22 protein-coding genes and 1 pseudogene are annotated in these 22,079 nt (G+C 60.7%); 18 read left to right on the top strand and 5 right to left on the bottom strand.

Annotated elements, in window-relative coordinates:
* The first annotated feature begins 144 nt into the window (after nt 1-144).
* Both ACVIYL_RS35875 and ACVIYL_RS35880 read left to right on the top strand, forming a co-directional pair.
* Nucleotides 145-831 carry an antibiotic biosynthesis monooxygenase family protein gene (locus ACVIYL_RS35875; protein WP_456780791.1) on the top strand — a complete coding sequence of 229 codons (687 nt, stop codon included), beginning with the start codon at nt 145-147 and terminating at the stop codon, nt 829-831.
* Between the two features lie 19 nt (nt 832-850).
* A complete protein-coding gene (locus tag ACVIYL_RS35880; protein ID WP_456780792.1) occupies nt 851-1,348 on the top strand; it encodes an OsmC family protein in 498 nt (165 codons plus the stop codon).
* Here ACVIYL_RS35880 and ACVIYL_RS35885 read toward each other — a convergent pair.
* From ACVIYL_RS35885 to ACVIYL_RS35895, 3 genes and pseudogenes are all read right to left on the bottom strand, one after another.
* A pseudogene (locus ACVIYL_RS35885) lies at nt 1,345-1,697 on the bottom strand (DUF488 domain-containing protein). The gene ACVIYL_RS35880 and the pseudogene ACVIYL_RS35885 sit on opposite strands and share 4 nt — an antisense overlap.
* Before the next feature lie 43 nt (nt 1,698-1,740).
* Nucleotides 1,741-2,286 carry a carboxymuconolactone decarboxylase family protein gene (locus ACVIYL_RS35890; RefSeq protein WP_456780793.1) on the bottom strand — a complete coding sequence of 182 codons (546 nt, stop codon included), beginning with the start codon at nt 2,284-2,286 and terminating at the stop codon, nt 1,741-1,743.
* Nucleotides 2,287-2,486: 200 nt separating this feature from the next.
* A complete protein-coding gene (locus tag ACVIYL_RS35895; protein ID WP_456780794.1) occupies nt 2,487-3,491 on the bottom strand; it encodes a helix-turn-helix domain-containing protein in 1,005 nt (334 codons plus the stop codon).
* A 478-nt stretch (nt 3,492-3,969) separates the two neighbouring features.
* Between ACVIYL_RS35895 and ACVIYL_RS35900 the strand changes: the two genes are divergently transcribed.
* The gene (locus tag ACVIYL_RS35900; RefSeq protein ID WP_456780795.1) at nt 3,970-5,028 is read left to right on the top strand and encodes a LysR family transcriptional regulator; all 1,059 of its coding nucleotides are present in this window, start codon (nt 3,970-3,972) and stop codon (nt 5,026-5,028) included.
* An 81-nt stretch (nt 5,029-5,109) separates the two neighbouring features.
* On the opposite strand, the gene ACVIYL_RS35905 is transcribed toward ACVIYL_RS35900, so the two are convergent.
* Nucleotides 5,110-5,796 carry a redoxin domain-containing protein gene (locus ACVIYL_RS35905; protein WP_456780796.1) on the bottom strand — a complete coding sequence of 229 codons (687 nt, stop codon included), beginning with the start codon at nt 5,794-5,796 and terminating at the stop codon, nt 5,110-5,112.
* Nucleotides 5,797-6,094: 298 nt separating this feature from the next.
* Here ACVIYL_RS35905 and msrB point away from each other — a divergent pair, with 298 nt between their 5' ends.
* The 4 genes from msrB (at nt 6,095) to ACVIYL_RS35925 (ending at nt 8,778) form a co-directional block, all read left to right on the top strand.
* Nucleotides 6,095-6,547 carry a peptide-methionine (R)-S-oxide reductase MsrB gene (gene msrB, locus ACVIYL_RS35910; RefSeq protein ID WP_456780797.1) on the top strand — a complete coding sequence of 151 codons (453 nt, stop codon included), beginning with the start codon at nt 6,095-6,097 and terminating at the stop codon, nt 6,545-6,547.
* Nucleotides 6,548-6,549: 2 nt separating this feature from the next.
* Entirely contained in the window at nt 6,550-7,062 is a 513-nt protein-coding gene (gene msrA, locus ACVIYL_RS35915; RefSeq protein ID WP_456780798.1) for a peptide-methionine (S)-S-oxide reductase MsrA, read from the top strand.
* Nucleotides 7,063-7,371: 309 nt separating this feature from the next.
* A complete protein-coding gene (locus ACVIYL_RS35920) occupies nt 7,372-7,626 on the top strand; it encodes a DUF2171 domain-containing protein (protein ID WP_456780799.1) in 255 nt (84 codons plus the stop codon).
* 123 nt (nt 7,627-7,749) lie between these two features.
* Nucleotides 7,750-8,778, top strand: coding sequence for a transaldolase (locus ACVIYL_RS35925; RefSeq protein WP_456781921.1), 1,029 nt, complete (start codon nt 7,750-7,752; stop codon nt 8,776-8,778).
* 256 nt (nt 8,779-9,034) lie between these two features.
* Here the strand turns inward: ACVIYL_RS35925 and ACVIYL_RS35930 are convergent, their stop codons facing one another.
* Nucleotides 9,035-10,408 carry a helix-turn-helix domain-containing protein gene (locus ACVIYL_RS35930; protein WP_456780800.1) on the bottom strand — a complete coding sequence of 458 codons (1,374 nt, stop codon included), beginning with the start codon at nt 10,406-10,408 and terminating at the stop codon, nt 9,035-9,037.
* Between the two features lie 631 nt (nt 10,409-11,039).
* Between ACVIYL_RS35930 and ACVIYL_RS35935 the strand changes: the two genes are divergently transcribed.
* From ACVIYL_RS35935 to ACVIYL_RS35985, 11 genes are all read left to right on the top strand, one after another.
* Entirely contained in the window at nt 11,040-11,360 is a 321-nt protein-coding gene (locus ACVIYL_RS35935) for a hypothetical protein (RefSeq protein ID WP_456780801.1), read from the top strand.
* On the top strand, nt 11,338-11,634 hold the full coding sequence (locus ACVIYL_RS35940; protein WP_456780802.1) for a GNAT family N-acetyltransferase: 297 nt from the start codon (nt 11,338-11,340) through the stop codon (nt 11,632-11,634). Before ACVIYL_RS35935 ends, ACVIYL_RS35940 begins: the two co-directional genes overlap by 23 nt.
* 351 nt (nt 11,635-11,985) lie before the next feature.
* On the top strand, nt 11,986-12,780 hold the full coding sequence (locus ACVIYL_RS35945; protein ID WP_456780803.1) for a gluconate 2-dehydrogenase subunit 3 family protein: 795 nt from the start codon (nt 11,986-11,988) through the stop codon (nt 12,778-12,780).
* Nucleotides 12,781-12,791: 11 nt separating this feature from the next.
* On the top strand, nt 12,792-14,552 hold the full coding sequence (locus ACVIYL_RS35950; RefSeq protein WP_456780804.1) for a GMC family oxidoreductase: 1,761 nt from the start codon (nt 12,792-12,794) through the stop codon (nt 14,550-14,552).
* 25 nt (nt 14,553-14,577) lie between these two features.
* The gene (locus ACVIYL_RS35955) at nt 14,578-14,955 is read left to right on the top strand and encodes a c-type cytochrome (RefSeq protein WP_456780805.1); all 378 of its coding nucleotides are present in this window, start codon (nt 14,578-14,580) and stop codon (nt 14,953-14,955) included.
* A gap of 712 nt (nt 14,956-15,667) precedes the next feature.
* The gene (locus ACVIYL_RS35960) at nt 15,668-16,303 is read left to right on the top strand and encodes a nitroreductase family protein (RefSeq protein WP_456780806.1); all 636 of its coding nucleotides are present in this window, start codon (nt 15,668-15,670) and stop codon (nt 16,301-16,303) included.
* Nucleotides 16,304-16,338: 35 nt separating this feature from the next.
* Nucleotides 16,339-16,884: a carboxymuconolactone decarboxylase family protein gene (locus ACVIYL_RS35965; RefSeq protein WP_456780807.1), complete on the top strand. Its 546-nt coding sequence runs from the start codon at nt 16,339-16,341 to the stop codon at nt 16,882-16,884.
* A gap of 470 nt (nt 16,885-17,354) precedes the next feature.
* Nucleotides 17,355-18,272 (top strand): NADP-dependent oxidoreductase, encoded by a 918-nt coding sequence (locus tag ACVIYL_RS35970; RefSeq protein WP_456780808.1) that lies wholly within the window; start codon nt 17,355-17,357, stop codon nt 18,270-18,272.
* Nucleotides 18,273-18,336: 64 nt separating this feature from the next.
* Entirely contained in the window at nt 18,337-19,254 is a 918-nt protein-coding gene (locus ACVIYL_RS35975; protein WP_456780809.1) for an NADP-dependent oxidoreductase, read from the top strand.
* A 91-nt stretch (nt 19,255-19,345) separates the two neighbouring features.
* On the top strand, nt 19,346-19,801 hold the full coding sequence (locus tag ACVIYL_RS35980; protein WP_456780810.1) for a (2Fe-2S)-binding protein: 456 nt from the start codon (nt 19,346-19,348) through the stop codon (nt 19,799-19,801).
* Between the two features lie 5 nt (nt 19,802-19,806).
* A complete protein-coding gene (locus ACVIYL_RS35985; RefSeq protein WP_456780811.1) occupies nt 19,807-22,014 on the top strand; it encodes a molybdopterin cofactor-binding domain-containing protein in 2,208 nt (735 codons plus the stop codon).
* The last annotated feature ends 65 nt before the right edge of the window (nt 22,015-22,079 follow it).

Below are 22,079 nucleotides of genomic sequence, written 5' to 3' on the forward strand. Positions count from 1 at the left end.
GAACGAAACGGGAGCCGCGTGGATGCTGGCCAAAACGATCGATGATGACAGCTTGAAGGTCTTCTGCCGTGAAGAGCGCGCCTAGCTTGGGCAATTCGACATCGAAATCGACTGCGTCGCACACTCTAAGAGCGGGATACGAACATGTTTTCAGTGATTTTTGAAGTCCTCCCCAATAAAGTGAACTGCAATGACTACCTCGACAACGCCAAGATGCTGCGCCCCGATCTGGAGCAGGTCGAGGGCTTCGTCGACAACGTCCGCTACAAGAGCCTGACCCGCGAGGGCTGGATCCTTTCGGTTTCGAACTGGCGGGACGAAAAGTCGCTCGTCCGCTGGCGCACCCGCATGCGCCATCACGAGGTTCAGCAGAAGGGCCGCGACGAAATCCTCGCTGACTACCACCTGCGAGTCGGCCAGATCACTGCTGACAATCAAGTGCCTCCGGGGTACGCCCTCACGGAGCAGAGGCTCGACGAGACCGAAGTCGGAGACGGAACGACGGTCACGCTGATCAACGCGACTCGCCCCGCGGAGTGGAAGCAGACCAACAACCCTTACGATTGCGCCGAGTGGCTCGGCTTGAATCCGTGGGCCGCCGACAGCACGTCCTGGGACGTCTTCGACGCCATACTTACGCCCGGCGAGCTGATTCTCCTCGTGTCCTGGAAGGACGCCGATGCAGCGCAGGCCTACGAGGACGCTTCCGGGCCGAATGATAAGGCAAGGGTCCGTAGAGTGCGGATCGTGCGCGACTACGGGAAATACGACCGTCGCGAGGCGCCTCAGTACTACGCAGACGCCAAAGGCGGCGAGACCCTCCACGCCTGACACCGCTCCGGAAAGCACGATGACGAATTCGAACGACGATAGAGCCCCTCGCCCACAGGCTGAGGTGGCCGGGGACCTTGACGGTCCTGGCACCCTTAACGGCCGTGCCGGCGCATCGGTGTTTTCGATCGGCGGCCCCGACGGCAGGGGCGGCACGGCGGCGGCAGCTAACCCCTACGAGTTGTTAAGCGCTTCGCTCGCCGCGTGCACAGCGATGACGATACGGCTGCAGGCGCGAAGGCGGAGAATCCCGTTATCCCACGTCGAGGTAGCCGTGTCGTACCACCATGGCGGGGATGGCGGCCGCGATTCCTTCGAGCGCTCCATCAGGCTCGAAGGAAACCTTGGCAACGAGGCGCGCGCGCAACTGATGCAGGCTGCGAACATGTGTCCCGTCGGGCGGACGCTCGGCCTTAGCGCCGACATCCGCACGAACGATAACGTCGACGTCGCGCCAGCGGCAAGCTATGACGACGACTTGAGCGAGCTTTCGATCCCGTACATCGACCCCGACTAGTGTGCCGCGAGATAGTCCGCGAGCGCCACGGCGTTGTTGCGCTCGGTATCGTGCGCGCCGAAGAGCAGCGTGACTTCGCCCGTCGATACAAGATCCGTCAGGTGCGCGACTGCGGCGTGATTGGCGCGGAGTTCCTCGAAGTATCGCCTGTGAAACTCGCGTCGGGTCATGGCCAAACCAGGTCCTGAGGCTTGCGCTCGGGGCGATGTCCTTCCACCCGTCAACGCTGGCATGCTCCTTCGTGAGCCCGCGCGGCCAGATGCGGTCGACGAGCGCCCCTCATGCCGTCCGAGGCCTCGGGCGGCTGGTAGACGCGCTTGACACCAGGCCGCGGGCATCGTCGAGACATCGGATTCACCAGCCCTCCCCTCTCCAAAGGAAGGTGCCTCGCGTTAGCCTGCCTTCGCGGGACTGACCTTGGGAAAATCGATCGGGGTCTGCACCGCATTGTTCATGAAGTTGGTCAACAGGAACTGGGCAGTCAGCGCAATCATCTCGACGATGTTGGCGTCTGTCCACCCAGCATCCCTGACCGCCGCAAACTGGGCGTCGGAAACTTTGCCGCGCGTCTCGATGAGCGCCTTCGCGAAGGCGACCGCAGCCTGGCGCTTGGGATCGCTCGAGCGGCCCTCCCTGTTCAGCCCGATTTCGTCCGCCGGGATTTTGGCCAGGTTGCCCGCGATGAAGCTGTGCGCGGCCAGGCAGTAGTCGCACCCGTCCGCCTCCGACACCGCCAGCGAGATCCCGTCTCTCGTCTTGACGTCCAGGGTCTTCGTGAGCGATCCCATCAGGGTAGCCCAGCCGGAGAGCGCGTTAGGGCTGATCGACATGAGGCGGTGCAGGTTGGGCACGAAGCCCAGCATCTTGTCAACGTTGTCGAGGATCGGCTTGGACTCCGCGGGGGCGTCCTCACGTTTCGGAATGGCAATACGCGGCATTTGATCCTCCTACCGTAGACCGCGAACGATTATTCGGTTCGTGACGATGCGGGCCGTCACTGACGCCCGACCGTCTCAGCCAGTGTTCGCCACTGGAGTGCCTCGAAAGCTAGCGCGCGTCACGCCGCGGCGGGCATGTTTCTTGATCATGCAATCGATAACAGCAGGTCATCGACTGAGCACCGACCGGCGCACCAATGTCACGTGTCCCGGCCTTCGTCCTCAGCTGCGCCTGCCCCGCCGCGCTGACCATGCGCGGAGCGCCCCTTACCCTCGGATTCTGCCGGGACGTATCCATGCACTTGGCGAAAAGCACGGAGAAAGCTGCTGCAGCTCCTATAACCGACCGCCCGCGCGATCTGCTCAACTGAAAATGTCTTCGCGGCGAGCATATCGGCTGCGCGCTTCATCCGCATTTGCCGGAGCGCGACCATCGGTGAACTTCCGATTGCGCGCACAAACCGCGCCATGAATGCGGATCGGCTCAAGCCAGCTTTCTGCGCCAAGGCCATGACGGAGTGATCGGCCGATGGCCGCGCCACCATATCGGCGAACGCATGGGCGATTTGACGGTCACTCAGGATAGAAAAGCGCTCGAGCCAAACGCTGGTCGAATTCAAACTCCGACGGATGAGCGTGACGAGCACCTGCTTCAGGATGGCGGTAGTCATCGCCCGCATTCCAACCTGCCGGCCGCTAATTTCTGCCAACGCAGCCTGCAACTTTGACCCCAGTTCGTCGTCGGGTTCGAAGCGCTCGACAATCGGCGTGGAAAGGTCAGCAAAGAGGTCGATCGACGAGCCGTAGGTGGCGCGAAAGTACCCGCAGATCAGCATCACCGCCGGGTCGACGTTCCCGGCGACAAATCGCTGGATACCCTCGCCGAAGCGGGAATCCCATTGAGCTTCGACCACATTCACTGTTTTGGCCGCTGTGCGGTCATCAACCTCGATGTGAAACGGCTTCTTGGGCGGTGTGATGACAAGGGTGTGAGGTACCAGAGGAAATGCGGAGAAACCACTCACGATCATTCGTCCGGTCCCGGAAAGATTGTAGTGGATAGCCGGCGCGTCCGCGCTCTCGAATGACAGGCGCCAACCTGGACTGACCAAACACTCGATAAGACCAATGACTTCGACATCGAAAGTTGCCATCAGTACATCGAGATCGGATCGAGGCAATGCAAGATTTGGACGATCGGACATTTGTTTCGGACTCTCGGGGTGAGCTGATGTCCTATTCTTGGAACAGGACAATTGCAAATCTTGGTACTGCTTTATGGCTAACACGGTGCGTGCCTGCGCCCTGACAGCCTGGGTGGAAGCCTGGAACCTCCTTGACGAACGTGGGCTTGCCGCGCCCCTCATTCCGACGTTTCAGAACTGAGACCTTAGGAGATCCTAATGAACAAAAAGCACTTGATGAAAAAGACGACCGAGCCGATCCCGACGCAAACCCTGACATATGACTGGTCTCGCCTATGATGTTGCACGCAACCGCTGCGTTAATAGGAAACAGCGTCGGTGAGAACACTTTGCGCAAGACGCGGATCGACAATTCCGAGCCGGCGCACAATATCGGTTTCCGCGGAAACTCCGCGACAAACCGCTTTGCCATCGGCTCTGCCTGCTACGGCAACGAACTGGAACGGTCCGAACGAGGGCAAGTCTTTCGAGTATGAGTATGCAGCTCCAGTTTTATCAGGTGCGATATTTCTTAGCTCTAGCAAGGACACTCAATTTTACGCGGGCTGCGGAGCAATGCAATGTGACGCAGCCGGCGCTGACAAAGGCAGTACAAAAGTTAGAGCAAGAACTCGGTGGCGCGTTGATTCACCGTGAGCGTCACCTCACCCAGCTCACCGAGCTGGGCAAGATGGTTTTGCCCACACTGGAGAAGATATTTGCCGCCGCCGAGGCGGTACGGCTTCAGGCGCGAGGCTATCAAAAGAAGACAATCGCCCCGCTCAAGATCGGGTTGGTGCCGTCAGTCTCCGCCGCACTCGTTACGGAATTGCTCCTGGAAGTCGCCAGGATTATCCCTGACCTGCGAGTCGATCTGCGCGAGGCGGATGCCAACGGGCTCATTGCGATGCTTTTGGATGGCGAGATCAATGCCGCACTCGTCGGTGACGCCGTGGAGCTACCTGAGCGTATCGATCGCTGGCGGCTGTTCGAGGAGCGGTACGTGCTCGTCCTGTCTCTGAGACATCCGATGGCGAGGCAAACCGTTATCCGGCTCAAAGACTTGCATGAGGTGGAATTTCTCGAGAGGGTCGGATGCGACGTCGCCGGCCGATTCAAACAGGCTTGTTTTGCCGACCAGCCAGGCCCTAAGGTTGTGCACAGGAGCGATCAGGAAAGCCATCTTCAGGAAATGGCGTCCGCCGGTTTTGGGGCCATCCTGGCGCCAGAGCACGCTCCAAGGCTGCCGTCGCTCGCCGCTATGCCAATTGAGGGCGACCCCGTCCGGCGCGAGGTGCAGCTTCTGGCCGTGGCGGGGAGGCAGTATTCGCCCGCGCTTGACGCCTTTATCAAGGTCGCTCGTGTTCGTAACTGGACGACTGCACTGGACAAACTCCGCTGCGCGTCTGCCCCTACCTCAAGCAATGTCAATGTTCGCAAGGTTGACGCACAAGGTGCAGGCTCCTTGTTCCAGATCACAGGTCCCGGTCCCGCCTCCTCACGCCCGAGCTTGTCGCGGGCATCAACCGTCGTTGCTAAAGTGGCACGAAGTCGTTGATGGTCGAGGGACAAGCCCACGACGCAGTTGCAGTTACCCACGCGTAGCCTCTTGAATTGACTCGTCTCGTTTCCGGTTAGCCTAAGGGCGAGGCTTAGGCCCATCCAATTCGGACAGGGCAGCAAGCACGGTTTCGGTCGTCGCTCCCGTGATGGAGTCCGGCCCGACACACGCTCGACGGATGATCCCTCGTTGGTCGAGGACATATGTGGCCGGCATTGGCAACATCCAAAAGGAGAAGCCATGGGGAGCGGAGAGATCAAGGCCGCGCTGCAAGAGACGGCTCTTTATCTCGGCTGGCACCACGGACACCAGGCCGAACGAAAGGCTCACCCCAAGATCTAGGTCTGAGAGGATTTCCAGATCCAGTCGGTGATCGCATTTGAGATTGCGTGGCAAGTCTCCAGTCTCGGGCGTTATGGCAATTGCTCTGGCGCCGGCAGCGCGGATTCTGGGGGTGGCCCCGTGAAGAACCCGTAGTCCAGCTGCGCACAATGGGGACCAAGTCCCGTAAACGAAGGTGACGATCAACGGTGCAGTTTGTCGCAATTCCAAAGATAAAACGAGCTTTCCATTTGCCTCGGGGAGAAGGAAATCGGGCGCAGATTCGTTCACCTTCAGGGCGCCGTCAGGAACCCCCGCCTCTCTCAGCCATGATGAAATCAGCCGGTCGGTTCGGATATCCAGCGTGCGAAAACCGCTCAAGGTCTCCGCGGCGGGGTCGATCGTCTTACTAACCGGGCGCCCCTTCGAAACTTCGTCGTCCATTCTGGTTCTCCCCCAACGGGGGCCCCTCGCAGTACCTGTCCGCGTATGTTTCTTGCATGGTGACCGTGCGTTCCGGGAAACTAAAATTCAACTTTGGAATGGAAGTCGTTGACGAATTATCTTTAGGAATAGTCGGGCGAGCGTCTCAGACCCGTCGCCTGGGCCGATAAATCGGTCCCGGCAGATTGAAACACCTCCTGGTGTCGATCCGCATGGCATCGTTTCTATAGCCGGAGGTGATTGGACGGTCGACCACCCGGTGCGTATCCTCAATGCTGAACAACGAGGAGTACGGCGAATGGCGATCTATAGGAAAAACCTCGAAGCCGTCTCGAAGTTGACTCCCGAGCAGTACCGCGTCACGCAGACCGCCGGGACCGAGCGCCCCTTCGCCAACGAATACTGGGACAACAAGGAGCCTGGCCTCTACGTCGACGTAGTTTCCGGCGAGCCGCTCTTCGCATCCTTCGACAAGTTCGACAGCGGGACGGGATGGCCGAGTTTCACGCGGCCCCTGGAGGCTGCAAACGTCGTCGAGAACGTTGACAGCTCGCACGGCATGGCCCGGACGGAGGTTCGCTCCAAGCACGGCGACAGCCACCTTGGCCACGTTTTCCCAGATGGGCCGCGCGACAAGGGCGGGTTGAGGTACTGCATGAACTCGGCCTCCTTGAGATTCATCCACCGCGACCAATTGGAGCGCGAGGGTTACGGCGCGTATGCAAAGCTCTTCGCAAAGCAGGAGGCCTGACGATGGCAGCGACTACAGAACGCGCAATCCTGGCAGGGGGTTGCTTTTGGGGAATGCAGCAACTGATGCGACGCCTGCCCGGTGTCGTCTCAACGCGGGTCGGGTACTCGGGCGGCAACGTCAAGAACGCCACGTACAGCAACCACGGCACGCACGCAGAAGCGATCGAGATCACGTTCGACCCGAGTCAGACGAGCTTCCGCGACCTGCTGGAGTTCTTCTTCCAGATCCACGACCCGACGACGCCCAACCGGCAGGGAAACGACCGAGGCGCGAGCTACAGGTCGGCGATTTTCTACACGAGCGAGGAACAACGCCGCGTCGCCGAGGACACCATCGCCGACGTGGACGCCTCAGGGCTGTGGCCGGACAAGGTGGTGACGGAGGTTTCGCCCGCTGGCGATTTCTGGGAGGCCGAGCCCGAGCACCAGGACTACCTGGAACGCTACCCGAATGGCTACACCTGCCACTTCGTCCGCCCGCAGTGGAAGCTTCCGCGCAGAAGCGCCGCCTGAGTGCGGCGCGGGGACGTGTGGACGGCGCCGGACACAGCTTACTTCGCTTCGTGAAACGAGGGTTGCGACGCACCCTCGCCAATACCCGCACTTCCGCGCGGTCGAGGGAGCGGTCGGCGAGTGCAACGGCAACATTCATGTCCGGCCAGTTCGTGCTCCCGGACGGTTCGTGCGTGACACCGCCGGGCCACGTCCGCGCGAGCTACCAGAATTTTTCGCCGGCGCACACGCGTTGGCAATTCGCGGGTCTCTGGCTGGCGGAGCACGCTTCGCTTCGCCACAGTTGGCGAAATCACAAGGAGAGATGAGATGACCACGAACAAGATCGTCCAGAACATGGAAGTGATCGGCGCGGACGGTGTTCACGTCGGCACTGTCGACGGTGTCGCCAACGGTCGCATCAGGCTCGCCAAGGGCGACAGCGGCGAGGGCCAGCACAAGGGCCACGCGCATTTCATCGACCTCGGGCTGATCGCCGACGTCGAGGGGAAAAGGGTTCGCCTCTCGGCAAACGCGGCGGTAGCGGTCACGTTCGAAGAGGAGCAATCGGGAAAGCCCGTTTGACGAAAGAAAACCCGACGACCCTGGCCACGCGCGAGGCATAAAAAGCCGCGAACCGACGACAGGAAACCGGTTTCGCGGGCATGGTGCATGCACGACTTGAGCCGACATCGAGAGGAAAAGGCCTTGGTGTCTAAGCTGGATCAACTACGCGCAATGACAACGGTGGTCGCCGACACGGGCGATCTCGGTGCGGTGGCGCGTCTCAAGCCGGTAGACTGCACGACGAATCCAACGATCGTCCTGAAAGCTATCGACAATCCCGAGTACAGGGATGTTGTCGAAGAAGCGCTGACATGGGGACGAAAACTGAGCGGCGACGCTGCACGCGTCGCCGCCGCGACTGCCGACCGACTCGCAGTCTCCGTCGGCGTCGAGCTCTTGCAACTCGTGCCAGGCTTTGTGTCCGCAGAGGTGGACGCCAACCTGTCGTTCAATATCGGAGCATTGGTCGCGAGGGCGCGCCAGATTATCGACGCCTACAAGCAGCGCGGCGTCGGACCCGACCGCCTGCTCATCAAGCTCGCATCGACGTGGGAAGGAATACGCGCTGCAGAGATCCTCCAAAGGGAGGGCCTGAAGTGCAACATGACGTTGCTGTTGAACCGGGCGCAGGCGATTGCCAGCGCCGAAGCTGGCAGCTTCCTGATCTCGCCGTTCGTGGGCCGCATCTATGACTGGCACAAGAAGTCTGGTGGAGAGGACTTCGACCCCGCCGAGGATCCAGGGGTCCGGTCCGTGCGGGACATTTACGGATACTACAAGTCGAACGGCATCGAGACGATCGTCATGGGGGCGTCATTTCGCAACACCGGCCAGATCGAGGCGCTGGCCGGATGCGATCGGCTGGCGATCGCGCCAGCCCTCATAGACGCGCTTGCGTCCGAGGGGGGCGAGCTCAAGCGGGTCTTGGCGCCGACCGCCGTGGAGCCACGCTCCCTTCGCACGGCGGAAGACGGGATCTGCCACTGGTTCGTGAGCGAAGACGCCGTCGACATTAAGCACCTGGACCCCGCGGGTCCGATGGACGAAACAACCTTCCGGTGGATCATGAACGAGGACGCGATGGCGACCGAGAAGCTGTCCGAGGGCATTCGCGTGCTCGCGAACGACCTGAAGACGCTCCGCCGCAGGACTGCAGAACGCCTCCTGTGAGCCGCGACGTCGCCACGGCCGACAGCGAACGCAGAGCCGTGATCATCGTGATGCACCACCTGAACAACTTGAGGTCTCAAAGATCCCATGGCTGCTCGAGGAGCTCGGGCTGCAGGTCCGTCCAGCGTATCTCGCGGAGTGAAGGCCGGCGTCAGGCCGAATCGGATTCCTCGATCGCATCTTCGCTCGGCGTGGTGGGCCATACGGCAGACCTGCTCCTCAGCGAAATCTTCGGCGATGCAAACGTTCTTTGCTTCTAGCGTTGCGACCACCGAAACTCTCGAGGGGTCTCACCGAGCAAATGACGGAAATGACGTGCTAGATGACCCTGGTCGAAAAAGCCAACAGCGAACGCAATTTCTGCTAACGGAAGATCCGTCCGAACCAACATCTCCTGGGCGCGCTCAACGCGCTTTTGCGTGAGGTAGACATGCGGCGTCACCCCGGCGGATTGCTTAAACTGTCGTGCAAAATGATGCACTGATAGTCCGGCAACTCCAGCCAGCATCGAGAGATCGATAGTTTCGCCCAAATGCACTTCCACGTACTCCCGCACCCGACGCATTGCGCCCGGCGACAATCCGCCCCATGCTTGCGGTGCTGGCGGCAGGGTCGAAACATCAATTGAGCCCAGGCGCGGCCGCGTGTGCAGGTCATGGCTCGTTGGATTGTTTGAGGCAGTCACAGGGCGATCGGGTGGAGTGACAAGCGCGGGCCGACTATCATTGCTGCCGGCGATCGGTAACCGCACAGAGAAATCGGTCCGGTCCCGGTGCCGGAAAATGTCGACGTTTCGCTCGAAGATCGACCACAAGCTGGTACCTGCCCGGAGTCCACGATCATCGAGCATAAGGGACGTGCGCGCGAACCGGTTTGCGCCCATGATACGTTGGTTGCCGTCAATCGCCAGCAACATGCCTTGAGCGCCTCTCTCCGGCGGCGCTATGGCGACGATCCACTCTCGACGGAAGTGCTCACGAAAAAATCGCTCTTCTATCGCGCATGCCGATCGCAGTGTGAGCGCACCAGTGAGCGCGTGCGCTCGTTCCGAGAGTTCAGGATCGACGGCAGAGACGTCCAACACTGCCATCAATCGCCCATCAACCCCGAAGATCGGCGCACCAGAGCAGCTCAGATTAATGTGTCTGGACCTAAAATGCTGGCTTCTGTGGACCGTGACAGGCCGCTCTTCTATGATGCAGGTGCCGATGCCGTTTGTACCCTCCAACTCCTCGGACCACACTCCCCCAAGCCAAGTTCCCCAATATTTGAACTCGCTTGCCCGCATATCTTCACCGCGATGGGCGACTACGATTCCCGCGCTATCACAGAACAAGATGGCATAACCAGCTTCACGAACCACCCTATATAATTCATCTATCTCCTCTTGGGCACTAAAGGTGAGCTTATCCAGCGGTTCGCGAAAATGCTTCAATTCAGCCGGCGTAAGGATGCGCGGCGCCGTGCTATCGACTGGATCAAGTCCGTATTTTTTTACTGATCTTTGCCAGGAGCTTGATACTGCTTCCACCCCCGGCGGAGGCGCCGCCCCCTGTGCAACCGAACAAACGTGTTCGACGTGCCCAGCGAAAGTGTCGAGCGAGCTTGCAGACCGTTCCAGGAGTCCCATCACCGCACCTGGTTCACGATGGACAGGCTTACAGCAATGGCGCGCCGTCCATCTTCTGCCCGTGGCAAAACGCGCTATCGCGGCACGCGGCGCCGCAGGTCCTCAAGACACCACGGACACCTAAAATATCATCCTCGAAGCTGCATCAAGGTATACCGCGCGGAGTACCCTCGCAATCTCCGCAGGGGCAGCTGACGGTACTGCTTTCGGCTATGGAACAGCGAGCCTGACGGCGCGCCGTAGGCCAGAGTTCCAAGTAAAAAAGCAAGGGCCTCCGGTCCGGATCAAATCCCTCCAAGAATGGCTAGATCATTTGTTGGATGGTCAGCCATCGGACCAGACCTTCGCGGTCTTGTGTTCCGCTCCGAACATCCAAAGGAGAACGCTATGATCGACACTGGACATGTGGGCGCCGCGGCAGACAATATTGCTGAAGCGACGCAGCGCATCGCGACGATAGTCGCTAACGCTCGGGCCGCTCGGCACCTTCTGGATTATCGGCCGCCGGACCTAGACGAGATACGACAAGCGCTCGATTGCATCGTGAGGGACGCTTATCGAGCCAGTGACGTGATCTACCGGGTCCGCGGGCTGCGGCCCCTTCAAGGAGGCACCACCGAGGAAGGAGCGCGTGGAGATCAATGGAGCGATCCGCGACGTGCTCAAACAGACGCGTGACGAGGTAACGAAAAACGGCGTATCAGTGCTGACCCACTTCGCAGCGCGCTCGCCGACTGTCCAAGAAGATCAGGTGCAACTACAGCAAGTAATCCTCAATTTGACTATCAACGCCGTGGAAGCAATGAGCGGCATGCGCGAAGAACCGCGCATCCGTCGCCGTCCGTCCAGACACACGGCTCGCCCCGCTTGCTGCGGCGGTATCCTGGACAATCCGGCAATGAACCGGCTTGAAATGCCCTTCGGCGACGGTGCGCTCGCAGTCGCCTACTAAAAGCCGCCTCGCCCTGCTCCACACGGAGGTGCCGCAAGAGCTGTCCGGCCAAGGGTACGGATCGCGGCTGGCACAAGGCTTTTTCGAAGCGTTGCGATGCGATGGAAAAAGGGTGATCGCGAGGTGCCCCTTAATGTCTTCCTACGCCGCCCGACACCTTGAGTATGGCGCGCTCCTCGATGCTGATCGAAGACGGACGGGACGCACGCGCGCACAACGCTTCTGGATGAGGATACCTCCGCCTATCGAATGCATGACCAAAGGTAATTTCTAATTTCGTCGGCTGCGTCCGATCTTTGGGTCTGCTGGGCCGGCCGAGCACACGCGGTCGCCTCCACTAATCGAAAGCATTGCGGCGAGTCACCGTGCCACGCGTGGGCGGTAAAGGAGCCTCCATGAAGTAACCGACGACTGTTGGCCTGGCTGTTGCCGTCTCGCTGCTCGCCACCACTTTGGCGGCGCTCGCGTAGATCAGCGCAGCGGCTCCGACCGGCCCGACCGCGAACGCGCGTCAGGCAGACTGAGCTCCGCATGAGGCGACCCACGCTTCCGCCGCACAGAGGGACGCCTCGCACATGGATGATCACGCGATTACGCCGCGACAAAAAAGTGGACTGCAACTCCGATGACCAATGACCAAAGCGACAAAACCCTCCATCCGAATCGTCGAGGCTTTCTCGGCGTTGCCGCCGCCACGGGCGCCGCTTCGCTGGCTCCGGGTGTCCTGATAGGAACCGTCGTGACAACCGCGGCGCGCGCGGAAGCACCCGAACCGGCCTCCTCCCAATCCGTCGATGCTTCCGCGAGTACTATCGCTGCCAAGTTGCCGTCGCCAGTGCCCGGCTATCTGTCTTTCGGCCCGGACGAAGCCGTCTTCGTCGAAGTGATGGTCAACGTGATGTGTCCCGCGGATGCGCTGACACCCGGCGGCGTCGATTGCGGGCTTGCGGCCTACGTCGACCGACAACTGGCAGGCGGTTTCGGTAAGGGCGCACGCCTTTATATGCGCGGCCCCTGGCGAGAGGGTAAGCCAGAACTGGGTTATCAATTGCCGCTCACACCTGAGCAGTTTTTCAAGGCGGGACTCGCTGCCGCGGATGCGGCCTGCCGGAAACGCAATGGAAAGGCCTTTAGTGAATTAGATGAGATTGGTGCCGACCGATTTCTCCATGAAATTGCCGACGGCAAGGTGACGGACGAGCGCGTCCAGCTCGCCTCGTGGTTCAACGAACTCGTCTATCCGCTATTTGAGCAAGCTTGTTTCGCCGATCCCGTTTACGGCGGCAATGTCGGCAAGGTGTTTTGGAAGGCGATCGGCTATCCAGGTCTCCCCGCGGTTCATTCCCAGGACATGGTCGATTTCCGTGGCAAGCCCTTCCCGGATGCCGCCAATCCGAAATCCATCGCCGACTTCGCGTAAGGGTAGAAATCATGGCTACACGCTTGAAACATCGCACCGTCGTTTTCGTTGGCGGCGGATTTACGGCGGCGCTGGCTGCTCGCCAGCTAACAGCCAAGGGCGTCGATGTCCTCGTCCTTGAACGTGGAATCGACCGCACCCACACTGCCGCAACAAGCCTGCCATCGCAGCGCGACGAACTGCGCTGGGACGTGCATGGTGATCTCTTTCAGGATTGGTCCGTCCAGACCTACACGCTTCGCCATAATGATGGCGAAGCGGCTCTGCCGATACGACGTCTCCAGGCCTTCAAGCCCGGCGAGGGAATGGGCGGTGCGGCCAATCACTGGAACGGGCAGACCTGGCGCTGGAGCGAGTCTGACCCTGTTTTGCGCACCCACCTTGAGAACCGGTATGGAAAGAAGGCCATTCCAGCTGAAATGGCGATCCAGGATTGGGGCGTCACCTATGCAGAGATGGAGTCCTATCACGATCAGTTCGAAAAGCTGTTCGGCATTGCCGGCAAGGCAGGAAATCTGCGTGGAAAGGTGCAGGAAGGCGGAAATCCGTTCGAGGGACCACGGCAGAGCGAGTTTCCGCAAAACCCTCTGCCTATCACCGAAGCGGGCGTGATCTTCAGCGAGGCAACCAAGAAGCTAGGCTACAAACCTTTTCCCTTGCCGGCAGCAAATTCGCCGGAGGCCTACACCAATCCCGATGGTATGCAGCTTGGTCAGTGCCAGTTCTGCGGCCATTGCGAGCGCTTCATCTGCGAAGCCAACGCCAAGGCGAGCCCCGAAGTTCTGCTTTATCCGATGCTGAGAAAGCGCGAGAGCTTCGAATTGCGTCTGGAAACGCATGTTCTCGATATTCTTTATGATCGTAAGGCAAAACGCGTGAGAGGCGTTCGCTACATCGATCGCGTAACCGGCGAGGAGTATGAACAGCCGGCCGACGTCGTCGTACTTTCTTCCTTCACGATGTCGAATATCAAGTTTCTGCTGATGGCGGGGATCGGGACGCCTTACAATCCCAAGACTGGTCACGGGCTGGTCGGCAAGAATTTCTGCCACCAGACGATGTTCGGCACGCGTGTCTTCTTCAAGGACCGCTGGATCAACCCGTTCCTGGCATCCGGTGCGTCACAGACCGTGATCGACGAGTTCAACGGGGACAATTTCGACCACAGCAGTCTTGGCTTCTTCGGAGGCGGCTACATCTACGCCAACGTGACGAACGGACGGCCGATTACGAGCCGGGCTGTGCCGCCCGGCACGCCGAAATGGGGCGCGGAGTGGAAAAAAGCCAACGCGGATTGGTACGCACATAATTTCAGCATAACTGCCCATGGCAGCTGGTATCCGCATCGGGAGAACTATGTCGACCTCGACCCGACCTATGTCGACGCCTATGGGCAACCGCTCTTGCGCATGACGTTCGACGTTCGCGAGAACGAGCGCAAGATGTCGGTATATCTGTCGAAAAAGATCGACGAGATCGCCAAAGCGACCGGTGCTGACATCGCACCGCCGACAGCCCCCCGCAAGGGGCCGTACGATAGTCGCGTGTATCAGACCACCCATGTCACTGGTGGCACGATTATGGGAAGCGATCCTGCGACGAGCGTCGTCTCCCCTCACCTGCAGCACTGGAATGCGCAAAACCTGTTTGTCGTCGGTGCATCCGTCTACCCCTTCAATGCAGGCTACAACCCGACAGGCCCGCTAGGGGCTCTCGCGCTTCGACTCGGCGACGACCTCAACGATTATGTCGCGCGCCCGCGCCACCTCTGATCCCGACCTAAAAAGGACGTTCCCTATGAAAAGCGCGGGAAAGATTGGCGCGTTTATCGCGGTGCTCGTACTTGCGGGAGCAACCGCGAATCGCGGCTACGCACAGGACGCCGAGCACGGAAAACCCATCTTCAAAGCTTGCGCAGCTTGCCATGCGACAGATCATGCCAGTCGCGCCGGGCCGGGCCTGGGGGGACTCATTGGCAGGAAGGCGGGTACGGTTCCCGGCTTCAGCTATAGTAACGCGATGAAGAAGTCCGACATTGTCTGGGATACGAAGACCCTCGATGCGTATCTGGAATCGCCACAGCAAGTGGTTCCCGGAAACAGGATGCCCTACGCAGGGCTGAAGAACCCGACGGACCGAACGGACCTCGTTGCCTATCTTGCTACGTTGAAGTAACGGCTCATTGAGCGAGGCGTCAGCAAGACGCCATCCATTCGCACGCTAAACATCGATGCCGCCGACCAATGTGTGCGGGCGTCGGAATTGCGTGATGCTGTGTCTGAAATCCTCACCGCCATGCGTTCTGGGCGTGCTGCCTGTGCGCTTCGAGAGCAGCGGCGATACGCGATGCGGTTCCCTGAAAAGACCGAAGGGGCGCACGCGCACAGCGCTTTTAGGAACGATACCCCGCGCTTATCGAATGCATGACCAAACGGAATTTCTAATTTCGCCGGCTGCGTCCGATCCTGAGGACCACTGGGTCGGCCGAGCACGCGGCCGCCTCGACATCGCATGAAGCCATTGCACCGGGCCACCGCGCCGCGCGCGGGCAACAAAGGAGACCCCCATGAAATTACCGAAGACCGTCGGCCCAGCTGTTGCGGTCTCCCTGGTCGCGGCCACCAAGGCGGCGCTCGCGTAGATGAGCGAAGCCGCTCCAGCCGGTCCGACCGCGAACGTGGTGGACGCTGATATGTGACTGGTCAAGCCGCCGCCCTACACCAAGCAGTTCTGGAAGCGAGGTCACACTGTTCTGCCTTCGTTTTCGGAAAACTACCCGTGGTTCCTGGCATTAGATGTCGAACGGACCCATCGCCGCAGCATTTTCAACAGAGAAAGCGAAAGCACTCTCGTACCTCAACCTATCCCTTCACCCATAGGAATCGCCATGACCGACGGAATCACCATGACCAACGGCGTCATCGAATGCATCCTGAGCCGCAGCGCCACCAAGTACTTCGACCCTGCCGCCACCTTGAGCGACGAACAAATCCGCGAGCTGGTGAGAATCGGCACCACCGCGCCGACGTCCTTCCACCTGCAGAACTGGCGCTTCATCGCCGTACGCACGCCTGAAGCCAAGGCTCGGTTGCGTCCGCTCGCTTGGGATCAGCCCGCGATCACCGAAGCAGCCGTTACCTTCATCGTCTGCGGTGTGTTGGCCGATTCCAGCGTTGTACCAGAGCGTCTGGCACCGCTGGTGGAAGCGGGCATCATGCCGGCAACGATGGTGCCTGAATGGGAAATCCCCGCACGCAATCTGTACATGGAATACCCGCAGCGCCAGCGCGACGAGGCAGTACGCACCGGCACGTTCGGCGCGGCGGCGATGATCTATGCGGCCCGCTCGCTGGGCCTGGGTTCGACGCCGATGATCGGTTTCGACGCCGAAGCGGTGCACCGCGAGTTCGGACTGGCCGAGGACGAAGTACCGGTCATGCTGTTGTCCGTGGGGCCGGAGCGTCCGGGAAACTGGGCGCAGAAGCCGCGCCGTCCGGTCGCAGACGTGCTGGATCTCGTATAAGTATTAGTAAAGCCCGAAACTTGCGGAAGAAGACGATGCAAAGAAGTGCAGCTCTAAAGCCGGAACAGGTGCCGGCCGATTCGAAACTGACCCTCGATACGATCACCAAGAACATCGGGTTCACCCCAAATATGATGGCGATCTTCGCGCAGAGCCCGATCGCGTTCAACGCGTGGGCCGCCCTGCTCGGCTCCTTGAGCAAGGCGCTGGACGTGAAGACGCGTGACAGCATCGGCCTCGCCGTCTCGGAAGTGAATGGCTGCAACTATTGCCTGACGGTTCACAGCTTTACGGCCGAGCATATGGCCAAGCTGCCGGCCGATGAAATCATTCTCGCTCGGAAGGGCCATGCCAGCGACCCGAAGCGGGATGCCGCCGTACAGTTTGCGCGCAAAGTCATCGAGACCCGCGGTAAAGTCAGTGACGCCGATCTGAAAGCCGTTCGCGATGCAGGCTACACGGATGCGAACGTCATAGAGATCGTCGCGCTGGTGGCTATGTACTCCCTGACGAACTTTTTCAATAACGTGTTCGATCCCGAGAAGGACTTTCCTGCCGTTGCGCGGGCTGGCTCGACCTGAACCGCACCGAGTTTCTCCGAGGGTGCCTGCAGGCGTCGCGTGATGCGAGCGTAACGCCAAAGCCCAGATGCAACCGGGAAAGTTTCCCGGGAACGAGTCTGGGCTTTTCGTATGTATCGACAAGGCTAGGATGATTTAGCACCACACCAAAATTCCACGATTATCTCCGCGGCCGAGCATGAAAAACCATATGCAGCTCCGGAGGATCGAAGGCGAAATCAAAGAGAGTCTCCCGCCGTGGATATTTTTTCCAAGTTAAAGGTGACGAGCGGCCGATCGTCATTGTGATGGCCGGCCCTATGGCGTGAGAAGCAGATGCTTGTTTCGCACCGTTGATTTCTGCGCGCCGAGCCGGTGGCATCGATTCCATACCCGAAGGTCATTGGACCATCGACTTTCTCCGTTCTATTTGCGCTCATCTGCAAGGTAATTCTGAAAATGACGGCATCCCACACATCGGGAGGTAGACGATGAAGGCGATCGTGGTAACGGACCAGGCTGCGGGAACGTCCGGGATGAAGCTGGCGGAGCGGCCCGAGCCGCAGGCAGCGATAAACGACGTCGTCGTTGAGGTTCACGCATCGGGATTCACCTCGGGTGAGCTGACATGGCCCTCGACCTGGACCGATCGCCTCGACCGTGACCGAACGCCGTCGATCCCCGGGCAGGAGCTGGCCGGAGTGGTCACCGCTCTCGGCTACGGCACGACGGGGCTGTCGGTCGGACAGCGGGTATTCGGCCTCTCGGACTCATATCGCGGCGGCACCCTGGCGGAATACGTGGCCGTCGAGGCACGCAACCTCGCGCCACTGCCGGGCGACGTCGACTTCACAGTGGGCGCGAGCGTGGCGATGCCGGGCCTGACCGCATGGCAAGGGCTGTTCCAGCATGGCCGTCTTCAGGCGGGGCAGAGCGTCCTCGTGCACGGCGCGGCCGGTGCAGTCGGTTCGATGGTGACGCAGCTCGCACGAGAGGCCGGCGCTTACGTCATCGGCACCGGACGCGCCCCCGACCGTCAGAAGGCGCTCGACTTCGGCGCGCAGGAGTTCGTCGACCTCAACAACGACGCGCTGGAAGACGTCGGCGGCGTCGATCTGGTGTTCGATGTCATCGGCGGCGACATCGGGAAGCGGTCCACAGGCTTGATTCGAGCCGGAGGAACACTGGTGACCATCGCCGGGCCAACCGAGGCGCGGCCGGCCAATGGCCTGACGATCGACTTTGTTCTCGTGTCCGATCGCGCCCAACTGAGTGAGATCGTCCAGCGAGTGCGTGACGGGCGACTGCGGACGAACATCGGCAACATCGCGACCCTCGACGATGCCGTCGCCGCTTTCAATCTGACCAAGCGGATCAGCGGGAAGACGATCATCCGCGTTCGTCCGTGAGCGACATGCGCCTGTCACTGCGACATTTCGACCAAAGAGACAAATAACCAAGGAGACAATTCACATGAAGGCGATCGTTGTGATGGACCAGGCCGCGGGAACGGCCGGGATGAAGCTGGCGGAGCGGCCCGAGCCGCAGGCAGCGATAAATGACGTCGTCGTTCAGATTCATGCGTCGGGATTCGTCCCGACTGAGCTGACGTGGCTCCCGACCTGGACCGATCGCCGCGACCGTGACCGAACACCGTCGATCCCTGGCCACGAGCTGGCCGGAGTGGTCACCTCTCTCGGCTACGGCACGACGGGACTGTCGGTCGGTCAGCGGGTGTTCGGCCTCGCCGACTGGTATCGCGACGGCACCCTGGCGGAGTATGTAGCCATCGAGGCACGCAAACTCGCGCCGCTGCCGGGCGACGTCGACTTCACGGTGGGCGCGAGCCTGCCGATCTCAGGCCTAACCGCGTGGCAGGGACTGTTCGAGCACGGCCGTCTTCAGGCGGGGCAGAGCGTGCTCGCGCACGGCGCGGCCGGCGCAGTCGGGTCGATGGTGACGCAACTCGCACGAGAGGCCGGCGCCCACGTCATCGGCACCGGACGCACCGCCGACCGTCAGAAGGCGCTCGACTTCGGCGCGAAAGAGTTCGTCGTCCTCGAGAACGACGCCCTGGAAGACGTCGGCAAAGTCGATCTGGTGTTTGATGTCATCGGCGGCGACATCCAGAAGCGGTCCGCGGGCCTGATTCGAGCCGGAGGAACGCTGGTGACCGTCGTCGGACCGGCCGAGGCGCGGCCCGCCGACGGCCGGGCGGTCGACTTCGTTGTCGACTCCGATCGTGCCCAACTAACTGAGATCGTCCAGCGGGTGCGGGATGGACGACTGCGGACGAACATCGGCACCGTCTCGAGCCTCGACGATGCCGTCGCCACCTTCAACGCGACCGAGCGACGCGCGGGGAAGACGGTCATCCGCGTTCGTCGATGAGCAACGCGCGCCCAGTGATCCGTGCAGCCGGACGATTGCAATCCAGGTCGGCTGGCTGTGTCCTATCAGCCCCAGCCACCAAGAGGCACGCATGGCTTTCACGTTGAAGATCAACGGCACACCTCATGAGGTCGATGTCGACGGCGACACCCCGCTTTTGTGGGTGTTGCGCGACGTGCTCGGCATGACGGGAACCAAGTTCGGTTGCGGCCAAGCGCTTTGCGGCGCCTGCACCGTGCATCTCGACGGCCGGCCGGTCCGCTCCTGCCAGACCCCGGTCGACAGCGTCGGCGATAGTCCGATCACCACGATCGAGGCGATCGGCCAAGCGCCGCAGGGCGCGGCCTTGCAGAAGGCGTGGCTGGAGCTGGAGGTGGTGCAATGCGGCTACTGCCAGTCCGGCCAGATCATGTCGGCGGCGGCGCTGCTGAAGGACACGCCGAAGCCGACGGATGACGACATCGACGCCGCCATGTCGGGCAATGTGTGCCGATGCGGCACGTATCAGCGCATCCGCGCTGCGATCAAACACGCGGCGGGAGTCTGAGATTCATGGATGAGCTTATTCTGAGACAGCAGATTGCCGATGAAACAGCGGTGTCACGGCGCGCCGTTCTTCAGGGCACAGGTTTGCTGCTTGGTTTTGCGCTGACCGGTGCAAGCACGGACTCCGTGTTCGCGGCGCCCGCTTCGCGGGTGGTTGAAAACGAGGTCATGGGTACTTTCGCCCCGAATGGATTTATACGGATCAATCCAACCGGCACCGTGGCCCTGGTCATGCCGATGGCCGAGATGGGTCAGGGGGTTTACACCGCGCTCTCGATGCTTCTGGCCGAAGAACTGGAAGTGGGGCTTGACCAGATTCAGGTTCTGCATGCGCCGGCAAATGATGCGCTTTACGCCAACACGTTCCTGCACATTCAAACTACAGGTGCTTCCTCCTCTGTACGAGCCTTCTGGACGCCCCTGCGTCAGGCAGGGGCAATGGGTCGTGATCTGCTGATTGCGGCTGCTGCCAAGCAGTGGAACGTCGATTCAAAGACTTGCCATGCCAAGAACGGCGTCGTGTTCAATGCGTCCGGATCGAAGCATCTGAGCTACGGCGAACTTGCGAAGGCTGCGGCGAAATTGCCTGTGCCGCCTGCAGCAAACGCCAAATTGAAGGATCCGAAGGCTTTCACACTGATCGGCACGCGTGCCAAGCGCGTGGATTCATCGATAAAGGTCGATGGGCGCGCGCTCTACGGCATCGATACGCTATTGCCGGGAATGAAGTTCGCCGCGGTTGCTATTTCGCCTGTGCTCGGCGGCAAGGCGAAAACGGTGGACGAGAGGGCTGCGCTGGCAGTGAAGGGCGTCCGGCAGGTGGTCAATATCGATGAAGCGGTTGCCGTCGTGGCGGATCACATGGGTGCGGCGAAGAAGGGCCTCGCGGCGGCGGCCATCACGTGGGACGACGGGCCGAACGGCAAGGTTAGCAACGCCGATATCGTCAAGCAATTGGAGGAGAACTCCAAGAAGCCGGGTGCGGTTGCCCGTAACGATGGTGATGCAGGGAAAGCTCTTTCCCAAGCGGCGCAACGGCTCGAAGCCGTCTATCAGGTGCCTTTCCTGGCCCATGCGGCGATGGAGCCGATGAACTGCACCGTTCATCTGCAGAAGGATCGTTGCGACGTTTGGGTCGGGACGCAGGCGATGTCGCTCACGCGGTCTCTGGTCGCCGAACTCAGCGGTCTGCCAAGGGATGCGATCAAAATTCACAATCATCTGATTGGCGGTGGCTTCGGCCGAAGGCTGGAGGCCGATGGCACGGTGCTGGCCGTCAAGATCGCCAAGCACGTCGATGGCCCGGTGAAGGTGATCTGGAGCCGCGAGGAAGACATCCAGCACGATATGTATCGGCCGTACTACTTCGATCGACTGTCGGCCGGACTTGATGCGGTCGGCGAGCCGGTTGCCTGGACGCATCGGATCGCCGGCTCCTCAATCGCCGCTCGCTATATTCCCTATTGGTTCAAGGACGGATTGGATCTCGATGCCGTAGAAGCGGCGGCCAAGCCGCCATATGCGCTGCCCAATATCCACGTCGACTATGTCCGGGTCGAGCCCCCTGGTGTCCGGACGGCTTTCTGGCGCGGCGTCGGACCAACTCACAATGTTTTTGTGGTCGAAAGCTTCATGGATGAGCTCGCGCATGCCGCAAAGCAGGATCCTGTCGCTTATCGCAAGGGATTGCTGGGTCACAATCCGCGAGCGCTTGCTGTTCTGTCCCTTGCCGCGGAAAAATCAAGGTGGGGATCACCACTTCCCGCACGGCATGGCCGCGGGATTTCGGTACAATTCGCATTCGGAAGCTACCTGTCGCAGGTCGCTGAGGTCGAAGTGGCGGCCGATGGCTCTGTCAAGGTCAAGCGGATCGTCTGTGCGGTTGATTGCGGCATGTACGTCAATCCGGATACGATCGAAGCACAGGTTGAGGGTGGAACGCTTTTCGGGCTGACCGCTGCGCTCCATGGGTCAATCACTTTCAAGGATGGACGCGTCGAGCAGAGCAATTTCGACAGCTATCTGCCGATGCGTATCGACGAGGTGCCGGTGGTGGAGACGCACTTGATTAAGAGCGCAGAGGCTCCAGGTGGAATTGGTGAAGCTCCGACAGCCATTGTCAGTGCTGCAGTGACAAATGCGATCTTCGCCGCCACCGGCAAGCGCCTGCGCAGCCTGCCGATCGATACGAATTCGCTGAAGTCGTCGTCATAGTCCTTGCCCATCATCCGTCATCCCTGCCCGTCGCAGCGCGCACGCGATGACTGTCCGGAGCCGAC

The sequence above is a fragment of the Bradyrhizobium sp. USDA 3315 genome (assembly GCF_054056795.1).

Bases quoted from the DNA above. Each gene is read 5' to 3' on its own strand.
- msrA (WP_456780798.1), top strand. From the start codon at position 6,550: ATGGCAGCGACTACAGAACGCGCAATCCTGGCAGGGGGTTGCTTTTGG.
- ACVIYL_RS35960 (WP_456780806.1), top strand. From the start codon at position 15,668: ATGACCGACGGAATCACCATGACCAACGGCGTCATCGAATGCATCCTG.
- ACVIYL_RS35895 (WP_456780794.1), bottom strand. From the start codon at position 3,491: ATGTCCGATCGTCCAAATCTTGCATTGCCTCGATCCGATCTCGATGTA.
- ACVIYL_RS35950 (WP_456780804.1), top strand. From the start codon at position 12,792: ATGGCTACACGCTTGAAACATCGCACCGTCGTTTTCGTTGGCGGCGGA.
- ACVIYL_RS35905 (WP_456780796.1), bottom strand. From the start codon at position 5,796: ATGGACGACGAAGTTTCGAAGGGGCGCCCGGTTAGTAAGACGATCGAC.
- ACVIYL_RS35980 (WP_456780810.1), top strand. From the start codon at position 19,346: ATGGCTTTCACGTTGAAGATCAACGGCACACCTCATGAGGTCGATGTC.
- ACVIYL_RS35890 (WP_456780793.1), bottom strand. From the start codon at position 2,286: ATGCCGCGTATTGCCATTCCGAAACGTGAGGACGCCCCCGCGGAGTCC.
- ACVIYL_RS35920 (WP_456780799.1), top strand. From the start codon at position 7,372: ATGACCACGAACAAGATCGTCCAGAACATGGAAGTGATCGGCGCGGAC.
- ACVIYL_RS35955 (WP_456780805.1), top strand. From the start codon at position 14,578: ATGAAAAGCGCGGGAAAGATTGGCGCGTTTATCGCGGTGCTCGTACTT.
- ACVIYL_RS35930 (WP_456780800.1), bottom strand. From the start codon at position 10,408: ATGGGACTCCTGGAACGGTCTGCAAGCTCGCTCGACACTTTCGCTGGG.
- ACVIYL_RS35880 (WP_456780792.1), top strand. From the start codon at position 851: ATGACGAATTCGAACGACGATAGAGCCCCTCGCCCACAGGCTGAGGTG.
- ACVIYL_RS35970 (WP_456780808.1), top strand. From the start codon at position 17,355: ATGAAGGCGATCGTGGTAACGGACCAGGCTGCGGGAACGTCCGGGATG.
- ACVIYL_RS35945 (WP_456780803.1), top strand. From the start codon at position 11,986: ATGACCAATGACCAAAGCGACAAAACCCTCCATCCGAATCGTCGAGGC.
- ACVIYL_RS35875 (WP_456780791.1), top strand. From the start codon at position 145: ATGTTTTCAGTGATTTTTGAAGTCCTCCCCAATAAAGTGAACTGCAAT.
- ACVIYL_RS35900 (WP_456780795.1), top strand. From the start codon at position 3,970: ATGCAGCTCCAGTTTTATCAGGTGCGATATTTCTTAGCTCTAGCAAGG.
- msrB (WP_456780797.1), top strand. From the start codon at position 6,095: ATGGCGATCTATAGGAAAAACCTCGAAGCCGTCTCGAAGTTGACTCCC.
- ACVIYL_RS35965 (WP_456780807.1), top strand. From the start codon at position 16,339: ATGCAAAGAAGTGCAGCTCTAAAGCCGGAACAGGTGCCGGCCGATTCG.
- ACVIYL_RS35975 (WP_456780809.1), top strand. From the start codon at position 18,337: ATGAAGGCGATCGTTGTGATGGACCAGGCCGCGGGAACGGCCGGGATG.
- ACVIYL_RS35985 (WP_456780811.1), top strand. From the start codon at position 19,807: ATGGATGAGCTTATTCTGAGACAGCAGATTGCCGATGAAACAGCGGTG.